General features: G+C 71.1%; 21 protein-coding genes. 6 read left to right on the top strand and 15 right to left on the bottom strand.

Annotated elements, in window-relative coordinates:
- Positions 1 to 88: 88 nt before the first annotated feature.
- The 3 genes from OG624_RS28450 to OG624_RS28440 form a co-directional block, all read right to left on the bottom strand.
- Positions 89 to 1,129: a 3-isopropylmalate dehydrogenase gene (locus OG624_RS28450; RefSeq protein WP_033224643.1), complete on the bottom strand. Its 1,041-nt coding sequence runs from the start codon at positions 1,127 to 1,129 to the stop codon at positions 89 to 91.
- 90 nt (positions 1,130 to 1,219) lie between these two features.
- The gene (locus OG624_RS28445; RefSeq protein ID WP_257789859.1) at positions 1,220 to 1,348 is read right to left on the bottom strand and encodes a hypothetical protein; all 129 of its coding nucleotides are present in this window, start codon (positions 1,346 to 1,348) and stop codon (positions 1,220 to 1,222) included.
- A 260-nt stretch (positions 1,349 to 1,608) separates the two neighbouring features.
- Positions 1,609 to 2,478, bottom strand: coding sequence for a LysR family transcriptional regulator (locus OG624_RS28440; protein ID WP_051763684.1), 870 nt, complete (start codon positions 2,476 to 2,478; stop codon positions 1,609 to 1,611).
- Between the two features lie 101 nt (positions 2,479 to 2,579).
- Here OG624_RS28440 and OG624_RS28435 point away from each other — a divergent pair, with 101 nt between their 5' ends.
- Both OG624_RS28435 and OG624_RS28430 read left to right on the top strand, forming a co-directional pair.
- Entirely contained in the window at positions 2,580 to 3,593 is a 1,014-nt protein-coding gene (locus OG624_RS28435; RefSeq protein ID WP_033224599.1) for an NADP-dependent oxidoreductase, read from the top strand.
- 119 nt (positions 3,594 to 3,712) lie between these two features.
- Positions 3,713 to 5,737, top strand: coding sequence for a phosphocholine-specific phospholipase C (locus OG624_RS28430; protein ID WP_033224598.1), 2,025 nt, complete (start codon positions 3,713 to 3,715; stop codon positions 5,735 to 5,737).
- Between the two features lie 55 nt (positions 5,738 to 5,792).
- On the opposite strand, the gene OG624_RS28425 is transcribed toward OG624_RS28430, so the two are convergent.
- Positions 5,793 to 6,332 (bottom strand): GNAT family N-acetyltransferase, encoded by a 540-nt coding sequence (locus OG624_RS28425; protein WP_161289244.1) that lies wholly within the window; start codon positions 6,330 to 6,332, stop codon positions 5,793 to 5,795.
- Positions 6,333 to 6,766: 434 nt separating this feature from the next.
- Here OG624_RS28425 and OG624_RS28420 point away from each other — a divergent pair, with 434 nt between their 5' ends.
- The gene (locus OG624_RS28420) at positions 6,767 to 7,504 is read left to right on the top strand and encodes a nitroreductase family protein (RefSeq protein WP_051763683.1); all 738 of its coding nucleotides are present in this window, start codon (positions 6,767 to 6,769) and stop codon (positions 7,502 to 7,504) included.
- Here OG624_RS28420 and OG624_RS28415 read toward each other — a convergent pair.
- From OG624_RS28415 to OG624_RS28400, 4 genes are all read right to left on the bottom strand, one after another.
- A complete protein-coding gene (locus OG624_RS28415; protein ID WP_326749032.1) occupies positions 7,488 to 7,715 on the bottom strand; it encodes a hypothetical protein in 228 nt (75 codons plus the stop codon). The two genes, OG624_RS28420 and OG624_RS28415, sit on opposite strands and share 17 nt — an antisense overlap.
- The gene (locus OG624_RS28410; RefSeq protein ID WP_371639957.1) at positions 7,715 to 8,608 is read right to left on the bottom strand and encodes a hypothetical protein; all 894 of its coding nucleotides are present in this window, start codon (positions 8,606 to 8,608) and stop codon (positions 7,715 to 7,717) included. The genes OG624_RS28415 and OG624_RS28410 overlap by 1 nt, the downstream gene beginning before the upstream one ends.
- Before the next feature lie 252 nt (positions 8,609 to 8,860).
- Positions 8,861 to 10,492 carry an L-glutamate gamma-semialdehyde dehydrogenase gene (pruA, locus tag OG624_RS28405; RefSeq protein WP_033224594.1) on the bottom strand — a complete coding sequence of 544 codons (1,632 nt, stop codon included), beginning with the start codon at positions 10,490 to 10,492 and terminating at the stop codon, positions 8,861 to 8,863.
- A 32-nt stretch (positions 10,493 to 10,524) separates the two neighbouring features.
- A complete protein-coding gene (locus tag OG624_RS28400; protein WP_030763750.1) occupies positions 10,525 to 11,451 on the bottom strand; it encodes a proline dehydrogenase family protein in 927 nt (308 codons plus the stop codon).
- A 160-nt stretch (positions 11,452 to 11,611) separates the two neighbouring features.
- Here OG624_RS28400 and OG624_RS28395 point away from each other — a divergent pair, with 160 nt between their 5' ends.
- Entirely contained in the window at positions 11,612 to 12,940 is a 1,329-nt protein-coding gene (locus OG624_RS28395) for a PucR family transcriptional regulator (RefSeq protein WP_033224591.1), read from the top strand.
- Between the two features lie 78 nt (positions 12,941 to 13,018).
- Here OG624_RS28395 and OG624_RS28390 read toward each other — a convergent pair whose 3' ends face one another.
- On the bottom strand, positions 13,019 to 13,591 hold the full coding sequence (locus OG624_RS28390; protein ID WP_033224590.1) for a TetR/AcrR family transcriptional regulator: 573 nt from the start codon (positions 13,589 to 13,591) through the stop codon (positions 13,019 to 13,021).
- Positions 13,592 to 13,680: 89 nt separating this feature from the next.
- On the opposite strand from OG624_RS28390, the gene OG624_RS28385 reads away from it, so the two are divergent.
- Complete coding sequence (locus OG624_RS28385; RefSeq protein WP_371639956.1) at positions 13,681 to 15,237, top strand: MFS transporter; 1,557 nt, start codon at positions 13,681 to 13,683, stop codon at positions 15,235 to 15,237.
- Positions 15,238 to 15,325: 88 nt separating this feature from the next.
- Here OG624_RS28385 and serA read toward each other — a convergent pair whose 3' ends face one another.
- From serA to OG624_RS28355, 6 genes are all read right to left on the bottom strand, one after another.
- Entirely contained in the window at positions 15,326 to 16,915 is a 1,590-nt protein-coding gene (serA, locus tag OG624_RS28380) for a phosphoglycerate dehydrogenase (protein ID WP_161289230.1), read from the bottom strand.
- A gap of 285 nt (positions 16,916 to 17,200) precedes the next feature.
- A complete protein-coding gene (gene ilvC / locus OG624_RS28375) occupies positions 17,201 to 18,202 on the bottom strand; it encodes a ketol-acid reductoisomerase (protein ID WP_030763764.1) in 1,002 nt (333 codons plus the stop codon).
- Positions 18,203 to 18,341: 139 nt separating this feature from the next.
- Positions 18,342 to 18,866: an acetolactate synthase small subunit gene (gene ilvN, locus OG624_RS28370; RefSeq protein ID WP_030010002.1), complete on the bottom strand. Its 525-nt coding sequence runs from the start codon at positions 18,864 to 18,866 to the stop codon at positions 18,342 to 18,344.
- 31 nt (positions 18,867 to 18,897) lie between these two features.
- Entirely contained in the window at positions 18,898 to 20,784 is a 1,887-nt protein-coding gene (locus tag OG624_RS28365; protein ID WP_033224585.1) for an acetolactate synthase large subunit, read from the bottom strand.
- A gap of 204 nt (positions 20,785 to 20,988) precedes the next feature.
- On the bottom strand, positions 20,989 to 23,886 hold the full coding sequence (locus OG624_RS28360; RefSeq protein WP_371588493.1) for a putative bifunctional diguanylate cyclase/phosphodiesterase: 2,898 nt from the start codon (positions 23,884 to 23,886) through the stop codon (positions 20,989 to 20,991).
- A gap of 282 nt (positions 23,887 to 24,168) precedes the next feature.
- Positions 24,169 to 25,116 (bottom strand): 2-hydroxyacid dehydrogenase, encoded by a 948-nt coding sequence (locus OG624_RS28355; protein WP_033224640.1) that lies wholly within the window; start codon positions 25,114 to 25,116, stop codon positions 24,169 to 24,171.
- 73 nt (positions 25,117 to 25,189) lie between these two features.
- On the opposite strand from OG624_RS28355, the gene OG624_RS28350 reads away from it, so the two are divergent.
- Complete coding sequence (locus tag OG624_RS28350) at positions 25,190 to 26,197, top strand: aldo/keto reductase (protein WP_033224584.1); 1,008 nt, start codon at positions 25,190 to 25,192, stop codon at positions 26,195 to 26,197.
- Positions 26,198 to 26,321 lie beyond the last annotated feature (124 nt).

Below are 26,321 nucleotides of genomic sequence, written 5' to 3'. Positions count from 1 at the left end.
CCAGGGAGATGGTGGCACCCGAGGCCGCACAGGAGAAGCCGCCGGGTCCCATTGTGACCCGGCGGCTTCCTGAGGTGGAGCTGCCGGGTCAGCCGGCTACTCGAGCGGCGAGGGCGTCGCCGATCGCGTCGGTGGAGCGGAAGGTTCCGTCACGCTCCGCGAGGTCGGCGGAGACCGCGTCCTCGATGCGGACGGCCTGGGCCTCGTAGCCCAGGTGACGCAGCAGGAGGGCGACCGAGAGGATCGTCGCGGTCGGGTCGGCCTTGCCGGTGCCGGCGATGTCCGGGGCCGAGCCGTGGACGGGCTCGAACATGGACGGGAAGGCGCCGGTCGGGTTGATGTTCCCGGAGGCGGCGAGGCCGATTCCGCCGGTCACGGCGGCGGCCAGGTCGGTGAGGATGTCACCGAAGAGGTTGTCCGTGACGATGACGTCGAAGCGCTCGGGCTGCGTGACGAAGAAGATCGTCGCAGCGTCGACGTGCAGGTAGTCGGTGGTGACCTCGGGGTACTCCTGGCCGACCTTGTCGAAGATGTTCTTCCACATGTGGCCCGCGTACACGAGGACGTTGTTCTTGTGGACCAGCGTCAGCTTCTTGCGGGGACGGGCGTTCGCCCGCTCGTAGGCGTCACGGACGACGCGCTCGACGCCGTACGCGGTGTTGACGCTGACCTCGGTGGCCACCTCGGCGGGGGTGCCGGTGCGCAGGCTGCCGCCGTTGCCGGTGTACGGACCCTCGGTGCCCTCGCGGACCACGACGAAGTCGATCTCCGGGCGGCCGGCGAGCGGGGTGGCCGTGTTCGGGAACAGCTTCGACGGGCGCAGGTTGATGAAGTGGTCGAAGGCGAAGCGGAGCTTCAGCAGCAGACCGCGCTCCAGCACGCCGGAGGGGACCGACGGGTCGCCGATGGCGCCGAGCAGGATCGCGTCGTGGTGCTTGAGCTCTTCGAGCTCCGCCTCCGGGAGGGTCTCACCGGTGCGGTGCCAGCGCTGGGCTCCGAGATCGTATTGCTTGGTCTCCAGCTTCACATCCTGGGGCAGGACCGCGGTAAGGACCTTGAGTCCCTGAGCCACGACTTCCTGGCCGATGCCATCACCGGGGATCACTGCGAGATTGATGCTGGTCGACATGACGGAACCGTACTCCGTGTCCCAGCCCTCAGACATTCCGCGTCCACTATGTGGACGAATGGGGACGCGGAATGTCTCGGGCGGCGCAGGTCAGTGGCCGGTCGACCCGCCGTTGTCACGGCGGTCGAGGGCGCGCTGGAGGGCGGCGGCGGCATTCTTGCGGTCGTCGGCCGAGGCGGAGCTGTGGCGGACGCGGCGGGTGGCGGTGGAAGCGGTCATGGTGATCGACTCCTTGAGATCACGGCGTGGCGGGGCCACGGATGAGGGGTTCCTTCAAGGCGCCGGAAGAGGCGGGGAGCGATGCGCCGCAGGGGTTGCCTGCCAGGGGCGCGCGCTCTCGACCGCCATTCGCCTGATCGGCGAGACGTTCGGCTTCTACAAAGCTAGGCCAGGTCCGGTTGTATGTCTCGGCAATTACTCGGGCTTCCTACTATCTGAGACGCGCACTCCCCCGGAAAGCCTCGCCCAATGGGTCCGTTTCAGCCCTTCTCGGAGCGAAGTTCCCTGATCAGAGCCCGTACGGCGAGAGTTGAGGCCGCTTCCGCCGTAGTGACGTATCCCACCTGTCTCACCGGCCCCGCGGGGCCCAGATCGGTGATGTCCACCGCCTCCGTCGCCTCCCTCAGGGACAGCTCGGGCATGATCGCCATACCGAGCCCGCGGCCGACCATCGTCAGCACCATGGCGTCGTCCTCCGCCTTGACCGTCGCCCGCGGGATCCAGTCCTGGGCCCGCCACCAGGAGCGGGTGTAGGAGCCGCAGTTCTCGTCCCAGTCCATCAGCGGCAGACCCTTCGGGTCCGGGTGCCCGGCCGGGTGGACCAGCCGGTACGCCTCCTGCGTGAGCACCCCGGTCAGCAGGCCGGGGGCCACGTCCTGCGAGCCGCCCAGGGTGGCGATGCCCAGGTCGGCGCGGCCCGCCGCCACCTCGCCGGCCGTGCCGGCGCCGATCTCGCGCACCACGCGGACCTCGGGGCGGATGCCCGGGTGCCGGGCCGTGAGCCGTTCCAGCGCGGGCGGCAGCAGGTGCAGGGCCGCGCTGCGGAACGCGGCGATCCGCAGCACCCCTTCCACCGCGCCACGGCCCGCTCCCCGGACCTCCGCGCCGAGGACCTCGTACATCCGCAGGATCCGGCGGGCGAGGGCGACGGCCCGCTCCCCCGCCGGGGTGGGTGTGGCCCCGCCCCGGCCGCGCTCGAAGAGCACCGCGCCGACCTTGGTCTCGCTGCCGCGCACCGCGTGCGAGACGGCCGACTGGGTGAGGCCGAGCGCGGCCGCGGCGGCGGAGAAGCCGCCGCTGTCGGCGACGGCGACCAGGATCCGCAGTTCCTGGGGCAGCAGGTCGGGCACGGGGGCTCTCACCTCGTTGTATGAGCGACGTTCATGGATGTGCGCGTTCCATGAACCAAACCCTCTGCCCGGGCCGCCCATTCCTTCCTAGCGTCGGGCCCATGACCACGAACACCGCTCACGCCGTCCACCAGATCGCCCGCCCCACCGGCTTCCCCACCGCCGCGGACTTCACCTACGTCTCCTCCCCGGTCCCGCGGCCGGGTCCCGGCACCGCGCTCGTCGAGAACCTCCTGCTCTCGGTGGACCCGTACCACCGGGGCATGATGGACGGCGGGGAGGGCGGCTTCGAGCTGAACACCCCGCTGGAGGGCCGCTCGGTGGGCCGGGTGCTCGCCTCCCGCAACCCGGGACTGCGCGAGGGCGACCTGGTCTTCCATCGCGCGGGCTGGCGGACCCACGCACTGGTCACCCTCGGCGTGGACGGGACGCGCAAGCTGCGCGGCCACGACGGCGTCCCGCTGGAGGCCTACCTCTCCATCCTCGGCGGCACCGGACTCACCGCCTACGCCGCCCTGACCCGGACGGCGGCCCTGCGCAGCGGCGAGGACCTCTTCGTCTCCGCCGCCGCGGGCGGGGTCGGCACGGCCACCGGCCACATCGCCCGACTGCTCGGCGCCCGGCGGATCATCGGCAGCGCGGGTTCGGCGGCCAAGGTCCGCCACCTCACCGGCACGTTGGGCTTCGACGCGGCCTTCGACTACCACGACGGCCCGGTCGGCGAGCAGCTCGCGCAGGCCGCCCCGGACGGCATCGACGTCTACGTGGACAACGTCGGCGGGGACCACCTGGAAGGGGCGATCGACTCGCTGCGCGAGTACGGGCGGGTCGCCTGGGTCGGCGCGATCTCGACGTACCACGGGGACCGCTCGCCGGCCGCGCCCCGCAACCTCTTCGAGGTCGTCCACAAGTCCCTCCGCCTGGAAGGGGTATTGGTTCGCAATCACACCAATCTGCAGGACGAGTTGGAGGATTTCCTCGTCCCTCATCTGCGCAGCGGCAGGGTCGGTACCGACACCACCGTTGTCCAGGGATTCGAGGGCACGGTGGAGGCCTTCCTGGGCATGCTCCGCGGGGCCAATCTGGGCAAGATGCTGGTCCGGATCGGCGCCTGATTCCGGCCACCCTTAAGTTCACCGATTTCTTACCGCACGGATGTAGACCTTTGAACCCGGCGCCGCCACTCTTTCCGTCGATGTGCCGACGGGGCACTTGAGTGGGAGGCGAGAGGCCAGTGACACCGATCAGCCGCAGAGGTTTCGTGGGAATCGGCGCCGGGCTCGTGGCGGGCGCCACCCTGCCCGTGGTCACATCGACGACGGCGGCCGCCGCGACCGGCACCATCACCGATGTGAAGCACGTGGTGATCCTCATGCAGGAGAACCGCAGCTTCGACCACTACTTCGGCACGTTGAAGGGTGTCCGCGGGTTCGGTGACCGCGCCGCCGGCAATCTCCCGGGCGGCTGGGGCATGTTCAACCAGCCCGACTGGGTCGGCCGCCGGTACCCGTGGAAGCTGTCCGCCACCCCGCCGGCGGGCGGCGTCGACGGCAGGACGCTGGCCCAGTGCACCGGTGACCTCCCGCACAGTTGGGCCTCGCAGCACGCCGCCTGGAACAAGGGCCGGCTGGACAGTTGGGTCACCGGCGTGGGCAACGCCCGCACCCTGGGCCATCTGGACCGGGGGGACATCCCCTTCCACTACGCCCTCGCCGACACCTACACGATCTGCGACGCGTACTTCTGCTCCGCCCTCAGCGCGACCGGCCCGAACCGCACCTTCCTGTGGAGCGGCAGGATCGACGCCACCAGCAAGGACGGCGGCGAGGAGTCCGGGCTGACCTGGGAGACGTACGCGGAGGCCCTCCAGCGGGCCGGCGTGAGCTGGAAGGTCTACCAGAACGCCCAGGACAACTACGGGGACAACGGGCTCGCCTACTTCAAGAGGTTCACGGACGCCGCCCCCGGCGATCCGTTGCGGGACCGGGGCATGGGCTCGGTTCCCAAGGTCACCGGCTCCACCCCGGACGACATCGCGGCCGCGATCCGCGCCGACGTGGTGGCGGGCACCCTCCCCCAGGTGTCCTGGGTGGTGGCGAGCGAGGCCTTCTCGGAGCATCCCTACGCCCCGCCCGGGGACGGCGCCCACTTCGTGGACCTGGTCCACCGCGCCCTGGCCGCCGACCCCGAGGTCTTCGACTCCACGGTGCTCTTCCTCAACTACGACGAGAACGACGGGTTCTTCGACCACGTGCCGCCGCCGGTCGCCCCGCCCGGCACGCCCGGCGAGTACCTCGACGGCATCCCGATCGGACTCGGCTTCCGCGTCCCGATGATCGTGATGTCGCCGTGGACCCGCGGCGGCTGGGTGAGCTCGGAGGTCTTCGACCACACCTCGGTGCTGCGGTTCATGGAGAAGTGGACGGCCGCCCTCGGCACCCCCGCCACCTGTCCGAACATCAGCGACTGGCGCCGCAAGGTGGTCGGCGACCTGACCGGTGTCTTCGACTTCGCGCACCCGGTCCACGGGTACCCCGCCGGCCTGCCGTCCACCGCCAAGGTGATCGGCCAGGCGACCTGCGCCCCGCTCCCCAACCCGGCGCCGCAGGACAACGCCCTCCCGGCGCAGGAGCCCGGCACCCGCCCCGCGCGGGCGCTGCCGTACCAGGTGAACGGCAATCTGGACCGCTTCGAGTTCGGGCCGGCCGGTCAGATCACGGCCTGGTTCTCGATGACCAACCAGGGCGCCGAGGCGAAGCGGGCGGCGCACTTCTCGATCCACCCGCACCAGCACCGGGACACGACGCCCTGGCAGTACACCGTCGACCCGGGCGGCACCGCCGGCGACTACTTCCACATCGGACTCGGGCACGGCTCGGGCAAGTACGACATCTCGATGCACGGACCGAACCGCTTCCTGCGGCGCTTCATCGGCGACGCGTCGAAGCCGGGCAAGGACATCGAGGTGGCGGCCCGCTTCGCGGTCGAGCCGGGCACCGGCAAGCCGGCGGTCTACTTCAAGATGAAGAACTCCTCCGGCGCCCCTGTCACCTTCACGATCCGCGCGAACGCCTACCGCACGGACGGCCCGTGGACGTACACGGTCCCGGCGAACTCCTCGCGCGAGGACTACTTCAACGCCGTGGCCTACAGCAAGGGTTGGTACGACTTCACGATCCTCGCCGACTCCGACGGCACCTGGTCGCGCCGCTGCACGGGCCACATCGAGACGGGCGCGCCCAGCGTCTCGGGCTCGTAGCCGGACCCACCCGGGACACGCCAGGTGCCTGCCCTGGACAGGGCCTGGGCACCTCTCAGAGCACGTCCCCGTCCCGCCAGTCGAAGTCGAGCCGCCCGGCCGGGTCCAGTCGGATCCCGCCGGGCGGCGCCCACACGTACGTGGACCCCTCCTCCTCCGGGAGCGGGACGGGCCCGTCCGGCGAGAGCGCGCCGATCCGCCCGCCCCACACCTGCCAGCCGCGGCCCAGGTACAGCGCCGCCCCGTCCTGCGACGCCGACAGCGCCCCGAGCACGTACGCCCGGCCGATCACCTGCTCCAGCCGGGCCATGACCTGCCCGCCGAGGCCGCGGCGGCGCGCGTCGGCCCGTACGGCCACGGCCTCCACGTACCCGGTGCGCAGGGCCCGCCCGTGGTGCACGACCCGCCGCATGACGACGCTGCCGTGCGCGACGAGGTCACCGCCCGCGTCCCGGACCAGCACGTGCATCCCGCCGAGGGCGTGCTCGAAGTCCTCGTCGGCGAAGTCACCGTCGAAGGCCCCGTCGAGCAGGGTCCGGATCTCGCGGAGCTCCGTACCGGTCAGCTCCGCCGTGTGCCGTACGAGGTTCTCCATCGGGCGACCGTACCAACGCGCGCCGGCGGCCCGGGGACGGCCGGGAAAGGCCGGAAACAGCCGAGGGGTTCGAAACCCGGAGTGCCGCCCGACCGGGCCGTCCGTGGCTCGCACGGCCGACCGGGGTGGGCGCGTACCGGGCCGGCGGGGCGGTACGGGCCCAGTGGTCCACCGCGGCCACGGCCTCGCCGCCCAGCCCGCCGAAGGTGCGTACGGCTGGTGCAGGCGCGGTGGTCCACCCGCACCCGGTGTCCGCGGGCGGCCGCCGGAACGGGGTTTACCGGCCCCGGGTCACCCCGGTGGAGGAGGGTGTTCCGCACGCGGAATCGACCGGTGATCACCACCTCCGAAACCGCCCGAGTCCGCGCATATCGTGCGGGAGATCCGCGTACGGCTCTGGCGGCGGGTCGCACGGCGGCGTGATGATCTGCTCCATGTCGCCTGAGACCACACCCGGGACCAGCTCCGGGACAGCCCCTGAGACCGGGCGGTGGACGCCCACCCACGGTGATCCCTACCGTCCGGTCGCCTACCGTCCCGAGCGGATGCCGCACCAGGAATCCCTCGCGCGCGCCGCCGGATTGCGGGCCCGGATGGAGGAGCGGCGGACCGTACGCCACTTCTCCCCCGACCCGGTGCCCGAGCAGGTGGTCCGGGACGCCATCGCCTGCGCCGCGACCGCCCCTTCCGGGGCGCACCAGCAGCCGTGGACCTTCGTCCTGGTCAAGGACCCCGCCGTCCGGCAGCAGATCCGGGCCGCCGCCGAGCAGGAGGAGCAGCTGTCCTACGACGGCAGGCTGGGCGACGAATGGCTCGCCGCCCTGCGTCCCATCGGCACGGACGCCGTGAAGACCCACCTCACGGACGCCCCGGCGCTGATCGTGGTCTTCCAGCAGCGCTACTGGCTCGGCCCGGACGGTACGAAGCGCAAGCACTACTACGTCGACGAGTCGGTCGGCATCGCGGTCGGCATGCTCCTGTCCGCCCTGCACCTGTCCGGGCTGGCGGCGCTGATCCACACGCCCAGCCCGATGCGCTTCCTCAGCCATGTCCTGGGCCGCCCGGAGAACGAGAAGGCCTTCGCGGTCGTCCCGGTGGGCTACCCGGCGGACGGCTGCGAGGTCCCGGACCTCCTGCGCAAGTCCCTGGACCAGGTCATGGTCGAGGTCTGACCACCTCGCCGCCGGGCTGCTCCGGAACCTGCCCCGCAGCCTCGGCGGCCGGCCCGCCCCCGAGGGCCTCGGCGAGCCGCATCCCGATCCGCACCCGGTCCTCCGCACTGCCGGCGTCCATGGCGGCCCGCACCTGCCGCAGGATCAACCAGTCCCGCACCACCTTGGCGACCCCGAGCACGGCCGCCGTCACCATCACCGTGGTCAGCATCAGTGGGCCCTCCGCGCCGTGGGGTGGGGGGCGTAGCAGGGCCCACGCCGCAGGGTGACGAAGGCTCCGCCCATCGCGATCTCACCAGGGAACCAGGGCTGGTCCCGCAGCCGTTCGGCGATCCGGTCCGGCCGCCGCGCCAGACCACTGCGGCGCAATCGCCGTTCGAGTTCGTCGCGTTCCACGCCGCAGCACCACTCGACGACCATGTCCCCGCCGCCGTGGGTGTAGACGTTCGCCGATCCGTGCACGGCTCCGGCAGCGCCCAGCATTCGTGGCCGCCGCAGGAGCCTGCTGTTCAGCCAGTCCTGGGCCGCGTCCGACCCGGGATCGGCCGCGACGCCTCCACGCTCCCGCAGGTCAGCCGCCTCGGCGGGGTGCGGGCGGTGTCGGTTGCGCCGCCACAACTGCGTCAGCCCGTCGCCGTGCTCCGGCAGCACCGGGCGCCAGTCCGGGTCGGGGTGCACCAGGTGGACGGCGGCCCGGCCCGGCAGGTGGATCAGTGCCCAGCTGCGCCCCGTCGGGACGATGCGTAGGCCCGGCACTCCACGGAGTCCGCCGTAGTACTGGTCGATACGCGGCAGGACGGTGGCGAGGACCCGGTCCGCCATGGCCGGGTGCAGTGCGAGGGACAGGCCGGCCCGGGCCGGCCGGGCGGAGGTGAAGCCGAAGAGGGCCCCGTCGCGAAGGTCGCCCTCCCGGAGCCCGTCGGCCAGCTCGGCCACCAGAAGGGACTCGAGGAGGCGCTGCTCTTCGTCCTCGGCGTCCGGGACCGGTCGGCGGTGGTCGATCAGCCCCGCTTCGGCCCAGCCGAGGCAGGTGCGGTGCGGAAGTCCGGTGGCCGCGCGGCAGATGGTCGCGGCACGGTGGTGGTTGTCTGTACGCCTGGACATACGTCTCCCCGGGCGCCGGTCCCGGTACGGGCGCGTAGAGGTTGCGTATCTCCCAGCGGTCTGTCCCACCCCGTACGGGAACTCGTCAGAGCCCTTGGCTCCCCCGGGTCACCGGGACCGGGTAGCGGAGCTGGTCGCCGTACACGACAACTTCGTTCAGGCTAGAAGGAGTTGCCGGTGGGGGAAATGGATACCGCCCCCGCTCCGGACTTGGGGGTACCGGAACGGGGGCGGAGGCCTGGCAGGGCTCGATCAGCCCATGTGGGGGTACGCGTAGTCGGTCGGCGCGACCAGCGTCTCCTTGATCGAGCGGGTGGAGGTCCAGCGCATCAGGTTCGACGCGGCGCCCGCCTTGTCGTTGGTACCCGAGGCGCGGCCACCACCGAAGGGCTGCTGGCCGACGACGGCGCCGGTGGACTTGTCGTTGATGTAGAAGTTGCCCGCCGCGAAGCGGAGCTTCTCCATCGCGTCCGCGGCCGCGTAACGGTCGGCGGCGATGATCGAGCCGGTCAGGGCGTACGCCGAGACGGACTCCATCTGGGCCAGCATCGCGTCGAAATCGGCGTCCTCGTAGACGTGCACGGCGAGGATCGGGCCGAAGTACTCGGTCGTGAAGACCTCGTTCTCCGGGTCGGTGCACGCGATGACGGTCGGGCGGACGAAGTAGCCCTCCGCGTCGTCGTACGTGCCACCGGCGATGATCTCGCAGGTCGGGTCGGCGATCGCACGGTCGATCGCGGCCTTGTTCTTCGCGAAGGACCGCTCGTCGATGACGGCGCCGATGAAGTTGGTCAGGTCGCGGACGTCACCCATGGTGATGCCGTCGACCTCGGCCGCGAAGGCCTCCTTGAAGCCGTCGTTCCAGATCGAGGCCGGGACGTAGGCGCGCGAGGACGCCGAGCACTTCTGGCCCTGGAACTCGAAGGAGCCGCGGGTCAGGGCGGTCTTCAGGACGGCGCGGTCCGCGGACGGGTGCGCGACGACGAAGTCCTTGCCACCGGTCTCACCGACCAGGCGCGGGTAGGACTTGTACTTCTCGATGTTGTTGCCGACCGTCTTCCACAGGTACTGGAAGGTCTTGGTCGAGCCGGTGAAGTGGATGCCGGCCAGCTCGGGGTGGTTCAGGGCCACCTCGGAGACGGCGATGCCGTCGCCGGTCACCAGGTTGATGACGCCCTTGGGCAGGCCGGCCTCCTCCAGGAGCTCCATGAGGAGGATCGCGGAGTGGGTCTGCGTCGGGGACGGCTTCCACAGGACCACGTTGCCCATGAGGGCGGGGGCGGTCGGCAGGTTGCCGGCGATGGCCGTGAAGTTGAACGGCGTGATCGCGTAGACGAAGCCTTCGAGCGGGCGGTGGTCGCTGCGGTTCCACACGCCGGCGGAGTTCGCGACCGGCTGCTCGGCCCGGATCTGGCGGGCGAAGTGGACGTTGAAGCGCCAGAAGTCGACGAGCTCGCACGGGGTGTCGATCTCGGCCTGCTGCGCGGTCTTCGACTGGCCCAGCATGGTCGAGGCGGCGAGCTTCTCGCGCCACGGGCCGGACAGCAGCTCGGCGGCGCGCAGGATGATCGCGGCGCGGTCGTCGAAGGACATCGAGCGCCAGGCCGGGGCGGCGGCGAGGGCGGCGTCGATGGCCTCCTGCGCGTCGGCCTCGGTGGCGTTGGCGTAGGTGCCGAGCACCGACTTGTGGTCGTGCGGCTGGACCACGTCGAAGCGCTCACCGCCACCCATCCGCTTGACGCCGTTGATCGTCATCGGAAGTTCGATCGGGTTCTCGGACAGCAGCTTGAGCTGCGCTTCGAGCCGCGTGCGCTCCGGGGTGCCGGGGGCGTACGAGTGGACCGGCTCGTTGACCGGCGCGGGGACCTGGGTCACAGCATCCATGGGGCTGGTAACTCCTTGAGCTAGTGGGGTGCCTAGTTCTTGGTGATCATCGAGCGGACGAAGAAGAGCAGGTTGGCCGGCTTCTCCGCGAGGCGTCGCATGAAGTAGCCGTACCAGTCCGTGCCGTACGCGGTGTAGACACGCATCCGGTGGCCCTCGGCGGCCAGCCGCAGGTGCTCCTCGCTGCGGATGCCGTACAGCATCTGGAACTCGTACTCGTCCAGCTTGCGCCCGGCCTTGCGGGCGAGCTCCTGGCCGATGGCGATGAGGCGGGGGTCGTGGGACCCGATCATCGGGTAGCCCTCGCCGTCCATGAGGATCTTCAGGATCCGGACGTACGCCTTGTCGATCTCCGCCTTGTCCAGGTACGCGACCTCGGCGGGCTCCTTGTAGGCGCCCTTCACGATGCGGACGCGGCTGCCGGCGGCGGCCAGGCGGCGGGCGTCGGCCTCCGTGCGGAAGAGGTACGCCTGGATCACGCAGCCGGTCTGCGGGAAGTCGCGGCGCAGCTCCTCGTGGATGGCGAACATCGAGTCGAGGGTGGTGTGGTCCTCGGCGTCCAACGTCACGGTGGTGCCGATGGCGGCGGCGGCCTCGACGACCGGGCGGACGTTGGCGAGCGCCAGCTCGTGGCCGCCCTCCAGGGCCTGGCCGAACATCGACAGCTTGACGGACATCTCGGCCTTCTCGCCGAGGCCGAGCTCCGCGAGGCGTTCGATGAGCTGGAGGTAGGCGTCCCGGGCGGCGTGGGACTGCGCCACCTCGGTGATGTCCTCGCCGACGACGTCGAGGGTGACCTCGAGGCCGGCCCGCGTGAGCTCCTCGACGATCGGGATGACCTGATCGACGGTCTCGCCGGGGATGAACCGATTCACCACGGGCTTGGTCACCGGGGCGGCGGAGACGATACGACGCATCTTGTCGCTGCGCGAAGCGGCGAGGATCACGGGACCCAGCACGGGGCACCTCCAGCGGGTGGCAGAAAGAAAAGCGCAAGTGAAACCACCGTGAAACCTAAGGATCGCTTTGATCCTCTGCCATCGACAGCTGTCACGCATCCGTGTCCCGGATCTCATACATCTGTCTGAAGGGTCCGCGTCGGGGTGGGAGAATATCCGCGTGAAGGGCGATTACCAGGACCTGGTGGACGAGATCTCCGCGCTGCTCGGCGCCCCGGCGACCCTGGAGAACCGGGACTTCCGCCTGATCGCCTTCGGTGCCCACGACAGCGACGACGATCTCGCGATGGACCCGGTACGGACCCGCTCGATCCTGACGCGGCAGTCCACGGCGGACGTCCGGTCCTGGTTCGAGGCCTTCGGCATCGCCCGTGCCACCGGGCCCGTCCGGATCCCGGCGGCGCCCGACGCCGGGGTGTTCCGCGGCCGGATCTGCCTGCCGGTGCGGTACCGCGGCATCGTGCAGGGCTACGTATGGCTGCTCGACCAGGAGCCCGGCAAGCCCGGACCCGAGCCGGCGGCGCTGGACGCGGCCATGGAGGTGGCCCAGCGCATCGGGGTGCTGCTCGCCGAGGAGGCGAAGGCCGGGGCCGACCTGTCCCGGGAGTTCCTGGCGGTGCTCACAGCCGGCCGGGGCTGGCAGCAGGACATGGCGGTGGCCGCCCTGCGGGCCGCCCTCGGCCCGGGCGGGGACGGACTGCACGCGGCGGTCTGTGTGACGCCGTGGCCCGGGGAGGCTCCGGCGTCCGTACCGGGCGCGGCGGCGGTGTGCGTGGTACCGCGGCGGGGCGGGGGCGAGCCGGGCGGCGCCGCCGGTCCGGGTGCGGGTACGGGAGCGGGGCCCGGGCGGGAAGCCGCGGGCGACCCGGCTCTGGCGGTACTGCTCCGGCTGCGCTCGACGGACGCGCTGGCTCCGGCCCTGGCGGCGGTGACCCGGCTGCTGCCGCGCGCGGCACAGGCGACGGGGTCGGGCGGCGCTACCGGCCAGGCCACAGGGGGGAAGACCTCGGGCGGCAAGGCTTCGGGCGGGAGCGCCGGGGCCGCCGCCGTCACCACGGCCACGGCCACGGCTCGGGGGGTGACCGCCGGCGTCGCCGACCCCGTGCGGGGACTCGCGGACCTGCCGGCCGCCTGGGAGCAGGCCGTCGCGGCCGCCCGGGCGGCGGCGGCCCAGCCCCGGTTCGGCCCGGTCGCCCAGTGGTCGGCGATCGGCCCGTACCGGATGCTGGCGACGCTCGCCGCCGACCCGGTGGACGACCCTGCGGCGCGCACCTTGTTGGCCCCGACCAACCGCGAACTCGCCCGTACGGCCGAGGTCTTCCTGGATTGCGCGGGCCAAGCGGGCCGCGCGGCCGCCGCGTTGGGCATCCACCGCCAGACCCTCTACTACCGGCTGGCCCGGGTGGAGCAGTTGACCGGCCTCGACCTGGACGAGGGCGAGGACCGCCTGCTGCTCCACATGGCCCTCAAGGCCGCGCGCCTGGCGTAGGGCGCGACCTCCCGGCAACACCCTTCGGGGGACGTCCGGTTCGATCAGGCCGGGGGGCACGTCCGGATCCGGGACGGATCAGGGACGGATCATCGCCTCAGCCGCGCGCCGCATGCCCTCGGTGAACTCCTCCGCGGTCGCGGCCGACTCCGGGTCGAAGAGCCACTGGATCATCAGGCCGTTCAACAGCGCCTGGTAGAAGGCGCCCAGCGTGCGCACGTCCCGCTCGTCGAGCCGGTCCTCCGGGGTCCCGGTGAGCATGGAGATCAGCCCCCGGCGCCCGTCGGCCTGCGAGGCCGCGAGCATGGACCTCAGCTCCGGCCGCTGGTCCCGGCCGAGCGCCACCTCCAGGCTTGCCGCCCAGACCGGGCCGGACTTCTCGTGCTGCGCCAGCACGCCTTCCCACAGGGCGCGGAAGCGCTCCAGCGATCCGCCGTCGCCGTCGAGCCCGTCCTGGAAGACCGCGCCCCACTCCTCCATCAGGCCGATGAAGGCCTGGGTGAGCAGGGCGTCCTTCGAGCCGTAGTGGTAGCCGATGGAGGCCAGGTTGGTCCCCGAGGCGCTGACGATGTCGCGCGCGGTCGTGCGCACGAACCCCTTCTCGACCAGGCACTTCTTGGCACCTTCGAGCAGATCTTCGCGATGTCCCATGGCCACACGGTAGCAAGACAGGTGTCCTAGACGACAGTTCTAGACAGTCGTCATAGACAAGCGTTTAAGACGTATGTATATTCCTGCTCATGACAACCCCAGCTGCCACAGCGCGCCGTGCCGGCCGCCGCGAATGGACCGCCTTCACCGTCCTCCTGCTGCCCCTGCTCCTGGTCTCGATGGACGTCTCCGTCCTGTACTTCGCCGTCCCGGCCATCACCGACCAGCTCGACCCGAGCTCCACCCAGCAGCTCTGGATCTTCGACAGCTACGCGTTCGCCCTCTCCGGCCTGCTGATCACGATGGGCTCGCTGGGTGACCGGATCGGCCGCCGCAAGCTGCTGCTGATCGGCGCGACCGCCTTCGGCCTCGCCTCGATCGGCGCCGGTTACGCCACCAGTGCCGAGATGCTCATCGCGGCCCGCGTGCTGCTCGGCATCGGCGGCGCCACCCTGATGCCCTCCACGCTGGCCCTCGTCCGGAACCTCTTCCAGGACGACAAGCAGCGCGGGCAGGCCATCGCCATCTGGTCCGGGGCCATGACCGGCGGCATCGCCCTCGGCTCGGTGCTCAGCGGGGTGATGCTGAACCACTTCTGGTGGGGCTCCGTCTTCCTCATCAACGTGCCCGCGATGCTGCTCCTGCTGCTCCTGGTCCCGCTCCTGGTACCGGAGTTCAAGGACCCGGCCCCCGGCCGCTTCGACCTGCTGAGCGTCCCGCTGTCCATGGCCGCCGTGCTGCCGGTCGTCTACGGACTGAAGGAGATCGCCGCCGAGGGCTTCGAACCGCTCTACGTGGGCTGCCTCGTCGTCGGACTGGCCTTCGGGTACGCCTTCGTCCGCCGCCAGCGCTCCCGTGAGGACGCCATGGTGAGCCGGGCGCTGTTCGCGGGCCGCGGTTTCGGGGCCGGCATCGGCCTCAACACCCTCGCCGCCTTCGCCATGATGGGTTCGGCCTACTTCACCACCCAGTACCTGCAGTCGGTGCTCGGCATGGGCACCCTGGAAGCCGCCCTGTGGAGCCTGGCCCCCTCGGTCGTCATCGGCGCCGCGGCCCCGGTCTCCGCCGCGCTCGCCCGGAAGGTGGACCGGGCCTACGTGATCGCCGGCGGGTTCCTCCTCGCCGCCACCGGGTTCGTCCTGATCAGCCTGGTGGACACCGACTCCCTGTGGCTGATCCTCACCGGCGCCGGGGTGCTGGCCTCGGGCATCGTCACCGTGCTGTCCCTGGTGTCCGACATGGCGCTGGCCTCGGCCCCCGCCGAGAAGGCCGGTTCCGCCGCCTCGCTGCTGGAGACCGGGACGGAGTTCGGCGGTGCCCTGGGCATGGCGGTGCTCGGCAGCCTGGGTACCGCGGTCTACCGCCACGACCTGGCCGGCTCCGAGCCCGCCGTGCAGGAGACCCTGGGCGGGGCCGTCGCCACCGCCCACCACATCGGCGGGCCGGCCGGGGAGCAGGTACTGACCATGGCCCGGGAGGCCTTCGTCCACGGAATGCAGTACGCGGCCTGGGGCGGTACGGCGCTGCTGCTCGGGGCGGCCTTGCTCGCCGCGGCTCTGATGCGGGGGATCGAAGCGCCCGCTCCGCCCGCGGCGGAGCCCGCCGCCCGTGCCGGAGACCGCCCGCGCGAGGCGTCGTACAACTGAACCGCCCACCGCCGGACGCGGCCGAGGGAACGCGGAAGGGCCCGGGGTCTCCCCCGGGCCCTTCCTTCACGTCGTCACCCTGGCGGGATCAGGCGAGGCTGACCGTGCGCGCCGAGACGGCGCCGATCTCGGAGGCGATGTCCGCGAGGACGTCCGCCGGAACGGCGGCGTCGACGGTGAGGACGGCGAGCGCCTCACCGTGCGCCTCGGCACGGGCGACCTGCATGCCCGCGATGTTCAGACCGCCCTCGCCGAGCACGCGGCCGACGGTACCGACGACGCCGGGGCGGTCGGTGTAGCGCAGGACCACCATGTGGTCGGCGAGCGCCAGGTCCACGTCGTACTCGCCGATGCCGACGATCTTCTGAAGGTGCTTCGGGCCCGCGAGCGTGCCGGAGACCGAGACCTCCTGACCGTCCGACAGGGTGCCGCGCACGGTGACCACGTTGCGGTGGTCCGGGGACTCCGAGCTGGTGGTCAGCCGCACCTCGACGCCGCGCTCCTGCGCGAACAGCGGGGCGTTGACGTAGGAGACCGTCTCGTCGACGACGTCCTCGAAGACACCCTTGAGGGCGGAGAGTTCCAGCACCTTGACGTCGTGCTGGGTGATCTCGCCGCAGACCTCGACGTCGAGGCGGACCGCGACCTCGCCCGCGAGGGCGGTGAAGATGCGGCCGAGCTTCTCGGCGAGCGGCAGGCCCGGACGGACGTCCTCGGCGATGACGCCTCCCTGGACGTTGACGGCGTCCGGTACGAGCTCACCGGCGAGCGCGAGGCGCACCGACTTGGCGACCGAGACACCGGCCTTCTCCTGGGCCTCGTCCGTGGACGCGCCGAGGTGCGGGGTGCAGACGACCTGGTCGAGCTCGAAGAGCGGGGAGTCCGTGCAGGGCTCCTTGGCGTACACGTCGAGGCCGGCGCCGGCGACGCGGCCCTCCTTGATGGCCGTGTACAGGGCGGCCTCGTCGACGATCCCGCCGCGGGCGGCGTTGACGATGCGGACCGACGGCTTCACCTTGTGCAGGGCCTCGTCCCCGATGAGACCGAGGGTCTCGGGGGTCTTGGGCAGGTGCACGGTGATGAAGTCGGCGACCTCCAGGAGCTCGTCCAGCGTCAGCATCTTGACGCCCATCTGGGCGGCGCGCGCGGGCTGTACGTAGGGGTCGTACGCGACGATCTTCATGCCGAAGGCCGACATGCGCTGCGCCACCAGGACGCCGATGCGGCCGAGGCCGACGACGCCGAGGGTCTTCTCGCTGAGCTCGACACCCGTGTACTTGTTCCGCTTCCACTCGCCGTTCTTCAGGGCGGTGTTGGCCTGCGGAATGTTGCGGGCGGTGGCGACGAGCAGGCCGCAGGCCAGCTCGGCCGCGGTCACGATGTTCGAGGTCGGCGCGTTGACGACCATCACGCCGGCCTTGGTGGCGGACGAGACGTCCACGTTGTCCAGACCGACACCGGCGCGCGCGACGACCCGCAGCTTCTTGGCCGCGGCGATCGCCTCGGCGTCGACCTTGGTGGCGGAGCGGACGAGGATCGCGTCGACGTCGACGATCGCGGGCAGCAGCTCGGCGCGGTCCGCGCCGTTGCAGTGCCGGATCTCGAAGTCCGGGCCCAGCGCCTCGACGGTGGCGGGCGACAGCTCTTCGGCGATGAGTACGACAGGTTTCGAGCTCACGTGGGTCCTCACAAGTCCAGTGCGGACGGCCGTCCCGACGGCCGCAGGCGGTGGAGGGGGTAGCCGCGTGGAAGACGCACGACACTGTGGGCCTGACGCGTATGTGTTGAGCAGTGTAGTGGCGCCGGCGGGCCGGATTTCCGCCTGTACGGAAGGATCACCCGTCCGTGGTTGGCCGGGGTGGACAAGCCGCGCCCGCCGGGGCCGGATTCCCGGCGTGCGATACCCGTCCGGTGATGCGCGGCGGGGCCGGGACTCGCGTGTCCCGGCCCCGCCGTCACGAGATCAGCTCTCGTCGTTGTCGACCCAGCTCATCAGCTTGCGCAGCTTCTTGCCGGTGGTCTCCAGCAGGTGCTCCTCGTCGGCCTTCTTGTACTCGTTGTACTTCGGCAGACCGGCCTTGTACTCGGCCATCCAGGTGTTGGCGAACTCGCCGCTCTGGATCTCCGCGAGGACCTTCTTCATCTCGGCCTTGGTGGCGTCGGTGATGACGCGCGGGCCGGTGATGTAGTCGCCCCACTCGGCGGTCTCGGAGACCGACCAGCGCATCTTCTCCAGGCCACCCTCGTACATGAGGTCCACGATGAGCTTCAGCTCGTGCAGGCACTCGAAGTACGCGATCTCCGGCTGGTAGCCGGCCTCGGTCAGGGTCTCGAAACCGGCCTTGACCAGCGCGGAGGCGCCACCGCAGAGGACGGCCTGCTCACCGAACAGGTCGGTCTCGGTCTCCTCGGTGAAGGTGGTCTTGATGACGCCGGCGCGGGTGCCGCCGATGCCGGCCGCGTACGAGAGCGCGAGCGCGAAGGCGGAGCCGGTGAAGTCCTGCTCGACGGCGGCGATGCAAGGAACGCCGCGGCCCTCCTCGTACTGACGGCGGACCAGGTGGCCCGGGCCCTTCGGGGCGACGAGCGCGACGTCCACGTTGGCCGGGGGCTTGATGAAGCCGTAGCGGACGTTGAAGCCGTGGCCGAAGAAGAGCGCGTCGCCCTCCTCGAGGTGCTCCTTGATGGACTCCTCGTAGATCTCGGCCTGCAGCGGGTCCGGGGTGAGGATCATGATGACGTTCGCCCAGGCGGCGGCCTCCGCCACGGGGACGACCTTCAGACCCTGCTCCTCGGCCTTGGCCTTGGACTTCGAGCCCTCCTTCAGACCGACGACGACGTCGACGCCGGAGTCACGGAGCGACAGCGCGTGGGCGTGGCCCTGGCTGCCGTAACCGATGACCGCGACCTTGCGGCCCTGGATGATGGACAGGTCGGCGTCGTTCTCGTAGAACAGCTCGGCCACTGGGATATCTCCTTGGTGCGCTGGTGTTGCTCCCACCGTACGGCGGGGAACGGAATCTGAGTTTCTCGGTCTCGCTATGCGAGCAGAGCGTGTCCCGGCGTGCGTGTCCGCCGGCCGGGCCGGGCGCTCGGGCCCCGCGTCAGGCGCTGCGGTCGAGCGCGCGCAGGCTGCGGTCCGTGATGGACCGGCCGCCACGCCCTATGGCGATCGTGCCGGACTGGACGAGCTCCTTGATGCCGAAGGGCTCCAGCATCTTGAGCATCGCGCCGAGCTTGTCGGAGCCGCCGGTGGCCTCGATGGTGACGGCCTCCGGGGAGACGTCGACCGTCTTGGCGCGGAACAGCTGGACGATCTCGACGATCTGCGACCGGGTCTCGTTGTCGGCGCGGACCTTCACCAGGACGAGCTCACGCTCGATGGCGTTGTGGGACTCCAGCTCGACGATCTTGAGCACGTTGACCAGCTTGTTCAGCTGCTTGGTCACCTGCTCCAGCGGGAGGTCCTCGACGTTGACGACGATGGTGATGCGGGAGATGTCGGGGTGCTCGGTGACGCCGACCGCGAGGGAATCGATGTTGAACCCGCGGCGGGAGAACAGGGCGGCGATCCGGGCGAGGATGCCGGGCGTGTTCTCGACCAGGACGGAGAGCGTGTGCTTGGACATGTGGGGCGTTCTCTCTCTCGGCTCTCTCGGCTCAGTCGTCTTCGTTGTCGCCGAAGTCGGGACGGACGCCCCGGGCTGCCATGACCTCGTCGTTGGAGGTGCCGGCGGCGACCATCGGCCACACCATGGCGTCCTCGTGGACGATGAAGTCGATCACGACGGTACGGTCGTTGATCGCGTTGGCCTCGGCGATGACCTTGTCCAGGTCGGCCGGGTCCTCGCAGCGCAGCGCCACGCAGCCCATGGCCTCCGACAGCTTGACGAAGTCCGGGACGCGCGTGCCCTTGCGGGGCGCGACGGACTCGCCGAGCTGGGAGCCGACCGTGTCGTGACCGGTCTCGTCGGCGTGCAGAACGGTGTTGGAGTACCGCTGGTTGTAGAACAGCGTCTGCCACTGGCGGACCATGCCCAGCGCACCGTTGTTGATGATCGCGACCTTGATCGGGATGTTGTTCAGGGCGCAGGTGACCAGTTCCTGATTGGTCATCTGGAAGCAGCCGTCGCCGTCGATCGCCCAGACCGTGCGCTCGGGCATGCCGACCTTGGCGCCCATGGCGGCGGGGACCGCGTAGCCCATGGTTCCGGCGCCGCCGGAGTTCAGCCAGGTGCGGGGCTCCTCGTACTTGACGAAGTGGGAGGCCCACATCTGATGCTGGCCGACGCCGGCCGCGAAGATCGTGCTCTTCGGGGCGAGCGCGCCGATCCGCTCGATGACCTGCTGCGGGGACAGGCTGCCGTCGGCGGGCAGGTCGTAGCCCAGCGGGTAGGTGTCGCGCCAGCGGCTGAGGTCGTTCCACCAGGCGGTGTAGTCGCCGGCGTTGCCCTCGGTGTGCTCGGCCTGGACGGCCTGGATCAGGTCGGCGATGACCTCGCGGGCGTCTCCGACGATCGGGACGTCGACCGCGCGGTTCTTGCCGATCTCGGCCGGGTCGATGTCCGCGTGGATGATCTTGGCGAAGGGGGCGAAGCTGTCCAGCTTGCCGGTGACGCGGTCGTCGAAGCGGGTGCCGAGCGCGATCAGCAGGTCCGACTTCTGCAGCGCGGTGACGCCGGTGACGGAGCCGTGCATGCCGGGCATGCCGACGTGCAGCGGGTGGCTGTCGGGGAAGGAGCCCAGCGCCATCAGGGTGGTGCAGACCGGGACGCCGGTCAGCTCGGCGAGGACCTTCAGTTCGGCGGTCGCGCCGGACTTCATGACGCCGCCGCCGACGTACAGGACCGGGCGCTTGGCCTGGCAGATGAGCTTGGCCGCCTCGCGGATCTGCTTGGCGTGGGGCTTGGTGACCGGCCGGTAACCGGGGAGGTCCTGGGTGGGCGGCCACGAGAAGGTGGTCTTCGCCTGCAGGGCGTCCTTGGCGATGTCGACCAGGACCGGGCCGGGCCGGCCGGTGGCCGCGATGTGGAACGCCTCGGCGATCGTCCGCGGGATGTCCTCGGCCTTGGTGACCAGGAAGTTGTGCTTGGTGATCGGCATCGTGATGCCGACGATGTCCGCCTCCTGGAAGGCGTCGGTGCCGATCGCCTTGGAGGAGACCTGGCCGGTGATCGCGACGAGCGGGACGGAGTCCATGTGCGCGTCGGCGATCGGGGTGACGAGGTTGGTGGCGCCCGGGCCGGACGTGGCCATACAGACGCCGACCTTGCCGGTGGCCTGGGCGTAGCCGGTGGCGGCGTGGCCGGCCCCCTGCTCGTGGCGGACCAGGATGTGACGGACCTTCTTGGAGTCCATCATCGGGTCGTACGCGGGAAGGATGGCGCCGCCCGGAATGCCGAAGACGGTGTCGCACCCCACCTCTTCGAGAGAGCGGATGAGGGACTGCGCACCCGTGACGTGCTCAACTGCGGCGGACTGCTGTCCGCCGGAACGGGGCCGCGGCTGCGGATGGTGGGCCCCGGTGGCCTGCTCGGTCATCGGCATTCTCTTCTCGAAGCTGAGGGTTTTACGCGGATTCGACTCTGTGCCAGTGCAACAAAAAACCCCTCGTGCCAGGAGGCAAGCGAGGGGAGCGCGTCGGGGGTGTTGAGCGGGGACATACAGGTCCCAGCTTCAGCCGACGCGCTTTCCAAGTACGAGAATTCGGGTGCGCATGGCATTGACCCTCCCTCTGGCGGGAGGGTGATGTCAAGTAGGTGGGACGGGCGTCTCATTATGTGAGCCTCTACGGATGGCCATGGAGCCCCCGGGGGAACCGCCGGCCAGTGCTGGTTGGGCCGCTCCGCCCGGTACTGGGAACGTACCGCGCACCAGCGCACGCCGCAGCCTGTACTCGTCGAGCGGGCCGGAAAACGCCATTCCCTGACCGTGCGTGCACCCCATCGCGCGCAGTGCCAGGACCTGCTCGGGCAGGTCCACCCCGTCCGCCACCGACCGCATGCCCAGGTCGTTTGCGATCCGCAAGAGACCGGCGGTGATCTTGTGCAGTCGGGCGGACTCGACCACGCCCTCCACCAGGCCCCGGTCCAGCTTGAGCATGTCCACGGGGAGGCGGCGCAGGGCGCTGATGGCCGCGTAGCCGCTGCCGAAGCCGTCCAGGGAGATACCCACCCCGAGCCGGTGCAGGGCCGCGAGGCGGCGCTCCAGGTCGTCGAAGGGCACTCTGGGGTCGGATACGGCCAGCTCCAGGACCAGGGCCCCGGAGGGCAGCCCGTGCCGGGTCAGCAGGGCCTCCACGGAGCCGAGCGGCATGGACCGGTCCAGGAGCCGCTGGGCGGTCATCCGCACGGCCACGGGTACGTCGTGCCCGGCCCGGTGCCGGTCGGCGGCCTGCTCCACGGCCTCCTCCAGCAGCCAGCGCCCCAGCTCGGCGGTGCGGGAGGCGTCGTGACCGGCGGCGCCGGGGCCGCCCGCCCCGCCGGCACCGCCCTCGCTGTACTCGGCGACCCGGAGGAACTCCGCGGGGGTGAAGAGGATCCCCTGGGCGGAGCGCCAGCGGGCCTGCGCGGCCACGGCCGACACCTCGCCGGTGGCCAGCGAGACCACGGGCTGGTGCAGCAGGGCGAACTCGCCCTCGTGCAGCGCGGTCCGCAGCCTGCCGGCCAGCTCGGCCTTGCGTACGACCTCGGCCTGCATCTGGGGGGCGTACATCTCGACGCGGTCCTTGCCGCCGGCCTTGGCCCGGTACATCGCGAGATCCGCGTTGCGCATCAGGTCCGAAGGGGTGATGCCCGGGTCGGCGAAGGCCGCCCCGATGCTCGCGGCGACGCGGACCTCGCTGCCGCCGATCCGGTACGGCTGGGAGAGGGTGGTGCGCAGCCGGTCGGCGATCTCACGCACCTGGTACTCGCGGGCGCCGGGGTCACGACTGCCGTCGCCCAGGATCAGCGCGGCGAACTCGTCGCCGCCGAGGCGGGCCGCGGTGTCCCCGGCGCGGACCGAGTCCTGGAGCCGGCGCGCGGCCTCGACGAGCAGTTCGTCACCGGCCTGGTGGCCGATGGTGTCGTTGACCGCCTTGAAGCCGTCGAGGTCGATGAAGAGCACGGCGGTGCTGTGGTCGCCCGCGCGCCGGCCGGTCAGGGCCTGGCGCACACGCCGGGTGAACAGGGCCCGGTTGGGCAGGTCGGTCAGCGGGTCGTGTTCGGCGCTGTGCTGGAGCTGGGCCTGGAGCCGGACCCGTTCGGTGACGTCCCGGCTGTTGAGGATGAGCCCGCCCTGGTGCCGGTTGACGGTGGACTCGACGTTGAGCCATTCGCCGCCGCCCGATTCGAAGCGGCACTCGATGCGGGTGGTGGGCTCCTCGGTCGGCGGCGCGGCGAGGAAGCGGCGCACCTCGTGGACCACCCGGCCGAGGTCGTCGGGGTGGATCAGGGTGGCGAGCTCGGTGCCGACCAGCTCCTCCGCCTCACGGCCGTAGACCCCGGCGGCGGCGGGGCTGACGTAGCGCAGGGTCCCGGTGGGTGCGGCGATCATGATGACGTCGCTGGAGCCCTGGACCAGGGAGCGGAAATGGTTCTCCTTCTGGGCCAGTTCCTGGGTCAGCGCGATGTTGTCGAGGAGCATGATGCCCTGCCGGATGACGAGGGCGAGCACGACCGTGCAGCCGGTGAAGACGACCATCCGGTCCACCTTCCGGCCGTCCACGACGTTGTACAGGATCCCGAGGGTGCACACGGCGGCCGCGAGGTACGGGGTGAGGGCGGGGAGCGAGCCGGTGATCGGGCGGCTGTGCGTCCGGTCGATCCGCGGGCGTCCGGCCGGCTCCGGACCCGGGTGGAGGCGCCGGGCGCCCCAGGGCGCGTAGGCCAGGAGCAGCGATCCGGCGAACCAGCCGGCGTCGAGCAGCTGTCCGGACTGGTACTCGGCGCTCAGCAGGGGCGAGGTGAACAGGGCGTCGCTGAGCACGGTCAGGGCCAGGGCCGCGATGGCGGTGTTGACGGCGGACCGGTTGGTCTCGCTGCGCCGGAAGTGCAGGACCAGGACCATCGAGACGAGTGCGATGTCCAGGAGCGGATAGGCGAGGGAGAGTGCGGCGCGCGGGACGCTGCCGGGGGCCCCCGACTGGGCGGTCCGCGCCGCGTGGGCCAGGGCCAGGCTCCAGGAGAGGGTGAGCAGGGAGCCGCCGATGAGCCAGGAGTCGAGTCCGAGGCACACCCAGCCGGCGCGGGTGACCGGGCGTTTGGCGAGGACGAGCAGGCCCACGATGGCGGGCGGGGCGAAGCAGAGGAAGGCGAAGTCGGCGAGCGAGGGTTTCGGCACTTCCTCGCCGAGGATCACCTCGTACCAGCCCCAGACCGCGTTCCCGCAGGCTCCCATGAGGGAGGAGAAGGCGAAGAGCAGCCAGGCGGGGCGTTCGCGGCTGTCGATCGCCCTGGCGTAGGAGTAGCAGGAGACCGCGGCGAGTAAGCCGGCCGCGCTGAGTCCGAAGTCGCCCATGATTTCGGCGACTTCCTCCGAGCCCCAGTTGAGGGCGGCGCCGACGGCGTACCCGCCGCTGACCACCGCGAGGAGCAGCTGCATCGCCAGACCCTTGCCTCCGCCCGAGACGGACGGCCGGTTCAGGAGCGCCGCCCCCGGGGTACTCACCGGTCCCCCTCGCTGCCTGGTTCCCGTGCAGCCCAGTCTCGGCCGCGTCGCCTCCGGCGGCTGTACCGCATCGGATCCTTCGTCCATTGGCCGTGCATCGCCCGTCGCCCCCCAAAGTGTCCGATCACTCCCCAGCGCCAGACGTTCGTGGCGCAGCCCCTTCTTCCGGACGATACACCACTTTCGTCACTCAGGGACATAGTCTCTCTACTCTCCGTTACCGATCGGGGAGTTCTGCCCACGCAGCGCATTCGAGTGACTGCGGAGCGTGCGCATCACGCGTCACTCGGTGATCAACACCGTGTGCTCCACCGGCTCTCCGGCGGCGAACCGGGTGAGCTGGCGGGCCAGCAGGCGCTTGGCCCTCGGCTCGAACGCCGAGCTGCTGCCGCCGACATGAGGCGTGATCAGGACATTCGGAGCATGCCAGAGCGGGTGACCGGCGGGCAGCGGTTCCGGGTCGGTGACGTCGAGTGCCGCGCGCAGCCGGCCCGACTCCACCTCCGCCAGCAGGGACTTGGTGTCGACGACAGGACCGCGCGCCACGTTCACCAGCAGGGCGCCGTCCTTCATCCGTGCGAGGAAGTCGGCGCCGACCAGGCCCCGGGTGGCGTCGGTCAGCGGGGTCACGAGGATCACCACGTCGGCGCCGGGCAGGAGCGTGGGGAGGTCGGCGAGGGCGTGCACGGGCCCGCGTGCGCCGGCTCGTGCGGTACGCGCCACCCGTGCGACCGGGCCGCATTCGAAGGCCACGAGTCGGTCCTCGATGGCGGAGCCGATCGATCCGTAGCCGATGATCAGAACCGACTTGTCCGCGAGGGCGTCGTAGAAGCCGGAGCGCCATTCCTCGCGGTCCTGGCCGCGGACCATGCCGGGGATGCCGCGCAGGGAGGCGAGGGTCAGCGCGAGGGCGAGTTCGGCGGTACTGGCCGTGTGGACCCCGACCGCGTTGCACAGCCGTACGCCGGGACGCAGGTCGCCGAGGCGGCCCAGCACGTCGTCGATGCCGGCGGTCAGTGTCTGGACGACCTGGACCGCGGGCATCGCCGCCAGCGGGCGCACGGTGACCTCGGGGGACTTCATGTAGGGCGTCACGTAGAAGACGCAGTCGGCGGGATCGGCCGGGAAGGCGTCCTCGCCGTCCCAGAGGCGGTACCGGAAGGAGTCGGGGAGGCCCTCGATCTCCTCGGCGGGGAACGGGAGCCAGACATCCGGGGTCATTGCAGTCATGATCACGAGGCTATGCCAAGGCATCCGGATCAAGCCGTTAGTTTGATGGCCGGAACCGGAGGGGGACGCAGGGGTGGAGCGCAGGTCGATCGGGGCGGGGGCGCTGACGGTGGGCGCCGTCGGCCTCGGCTGTATGCCGATGAGCTGGGCGTACGCGCCGTCGCGGCGGCGGGGGCAGGAGTCGCTGGCCGCCGTGCACACGGCGCTGGACCTGGGGTCGAACCTGCTGGACACGGCCGACGTGTACGGGCCGTTCACCAATGAGCTGCTGCTCGGTCGGGTGTTGCGGGAGCGGCGGTCCGAGGCGTTCGTCTCGGCCAAGGTGGGTCTGCGGGCGGGTGACCAGCATGTGGTCGCCGACGGGCGGCCCGGCTATCTGCGTCGGGCCTGTGACGCCTCCTTGCGGCGGCTGCGGACCGATGTCATAGACCTCTACCAGCTGCACCGGGTGGATCCGGACGTGCCGGTGGAGGAGACCTGGGGGGCCATGGCCGAGCTGGTGGGCGCGGGCAAGGTACGGGCGCTCGGGTTCTGCGCGCTGGGCGCCGGGGCCGGGCCGGGAGCCGGGCGGAGCGGGGACCGGGGGTACCGGACGACCCTGCGGCACCTGGAGCGGCTGCAGCAGGTGTTCCCGGTGAGCGCGGTGCAGGCGGAGCTGTCGGTGTGGTCTCCGCAGGCGGCGTGGCAGCTGCTGCCGTGGTGCGCGGCCCGCGGGGTCGGGTTCCTGGCGGCGATGCCGCTCGGCAGCGGATTCCTCACGGGGACGCTCACGCCGGGTGAGGGGTTCGAGCCGCAGGACGTGCGGGCCCGTCATCCGCGGTTCACGGCCGAGGCGATGGCGTCGAACCAGGTGCTGCTGGCGGGGCTGCGGCAGGTGGCCCGGCGGCACGGCCCCGAGGTCACGGTCGGGCAGGTGGCGCTGGCCTGGGTGCTGGCGCAGGGGCCGCAGGTGGTGCCGGTGCCCGGGGCCGACCGGGCGCCGTGGGCGGCGGAGAACGCGCGGGCGGCGGAGGTCCGGCTCTCGGCCGATGACCTGACCGAGATCGCGTCCCTTCCGGTCGAGGTGGGAGCCTGGGACTGATCCTGGTCGGCGCGGGGTCGGCGCCGGGTCGGCGCGGGTCGTCGCGACAACCACTCGATCGAGTGTACGAGTGGTGGAACTTCGTGAACTGCCGGAGCTGTTGAGACGGATGAAGGGCACGATC

Origin of the sequence: Streptomyces virginiae, from assembly GCF_041432505.1 — a bacterium.
GTDB classification, from domain to species: Bacteria; Actinomycetota; Actinomycetes; order Streptomycetales; family Streptomycetaceae; genus Streptomyces; species Streptomyces virginiae_A.
This window is presented reverse-complemented; position numbering and strand designations above follow the sequence as displayed.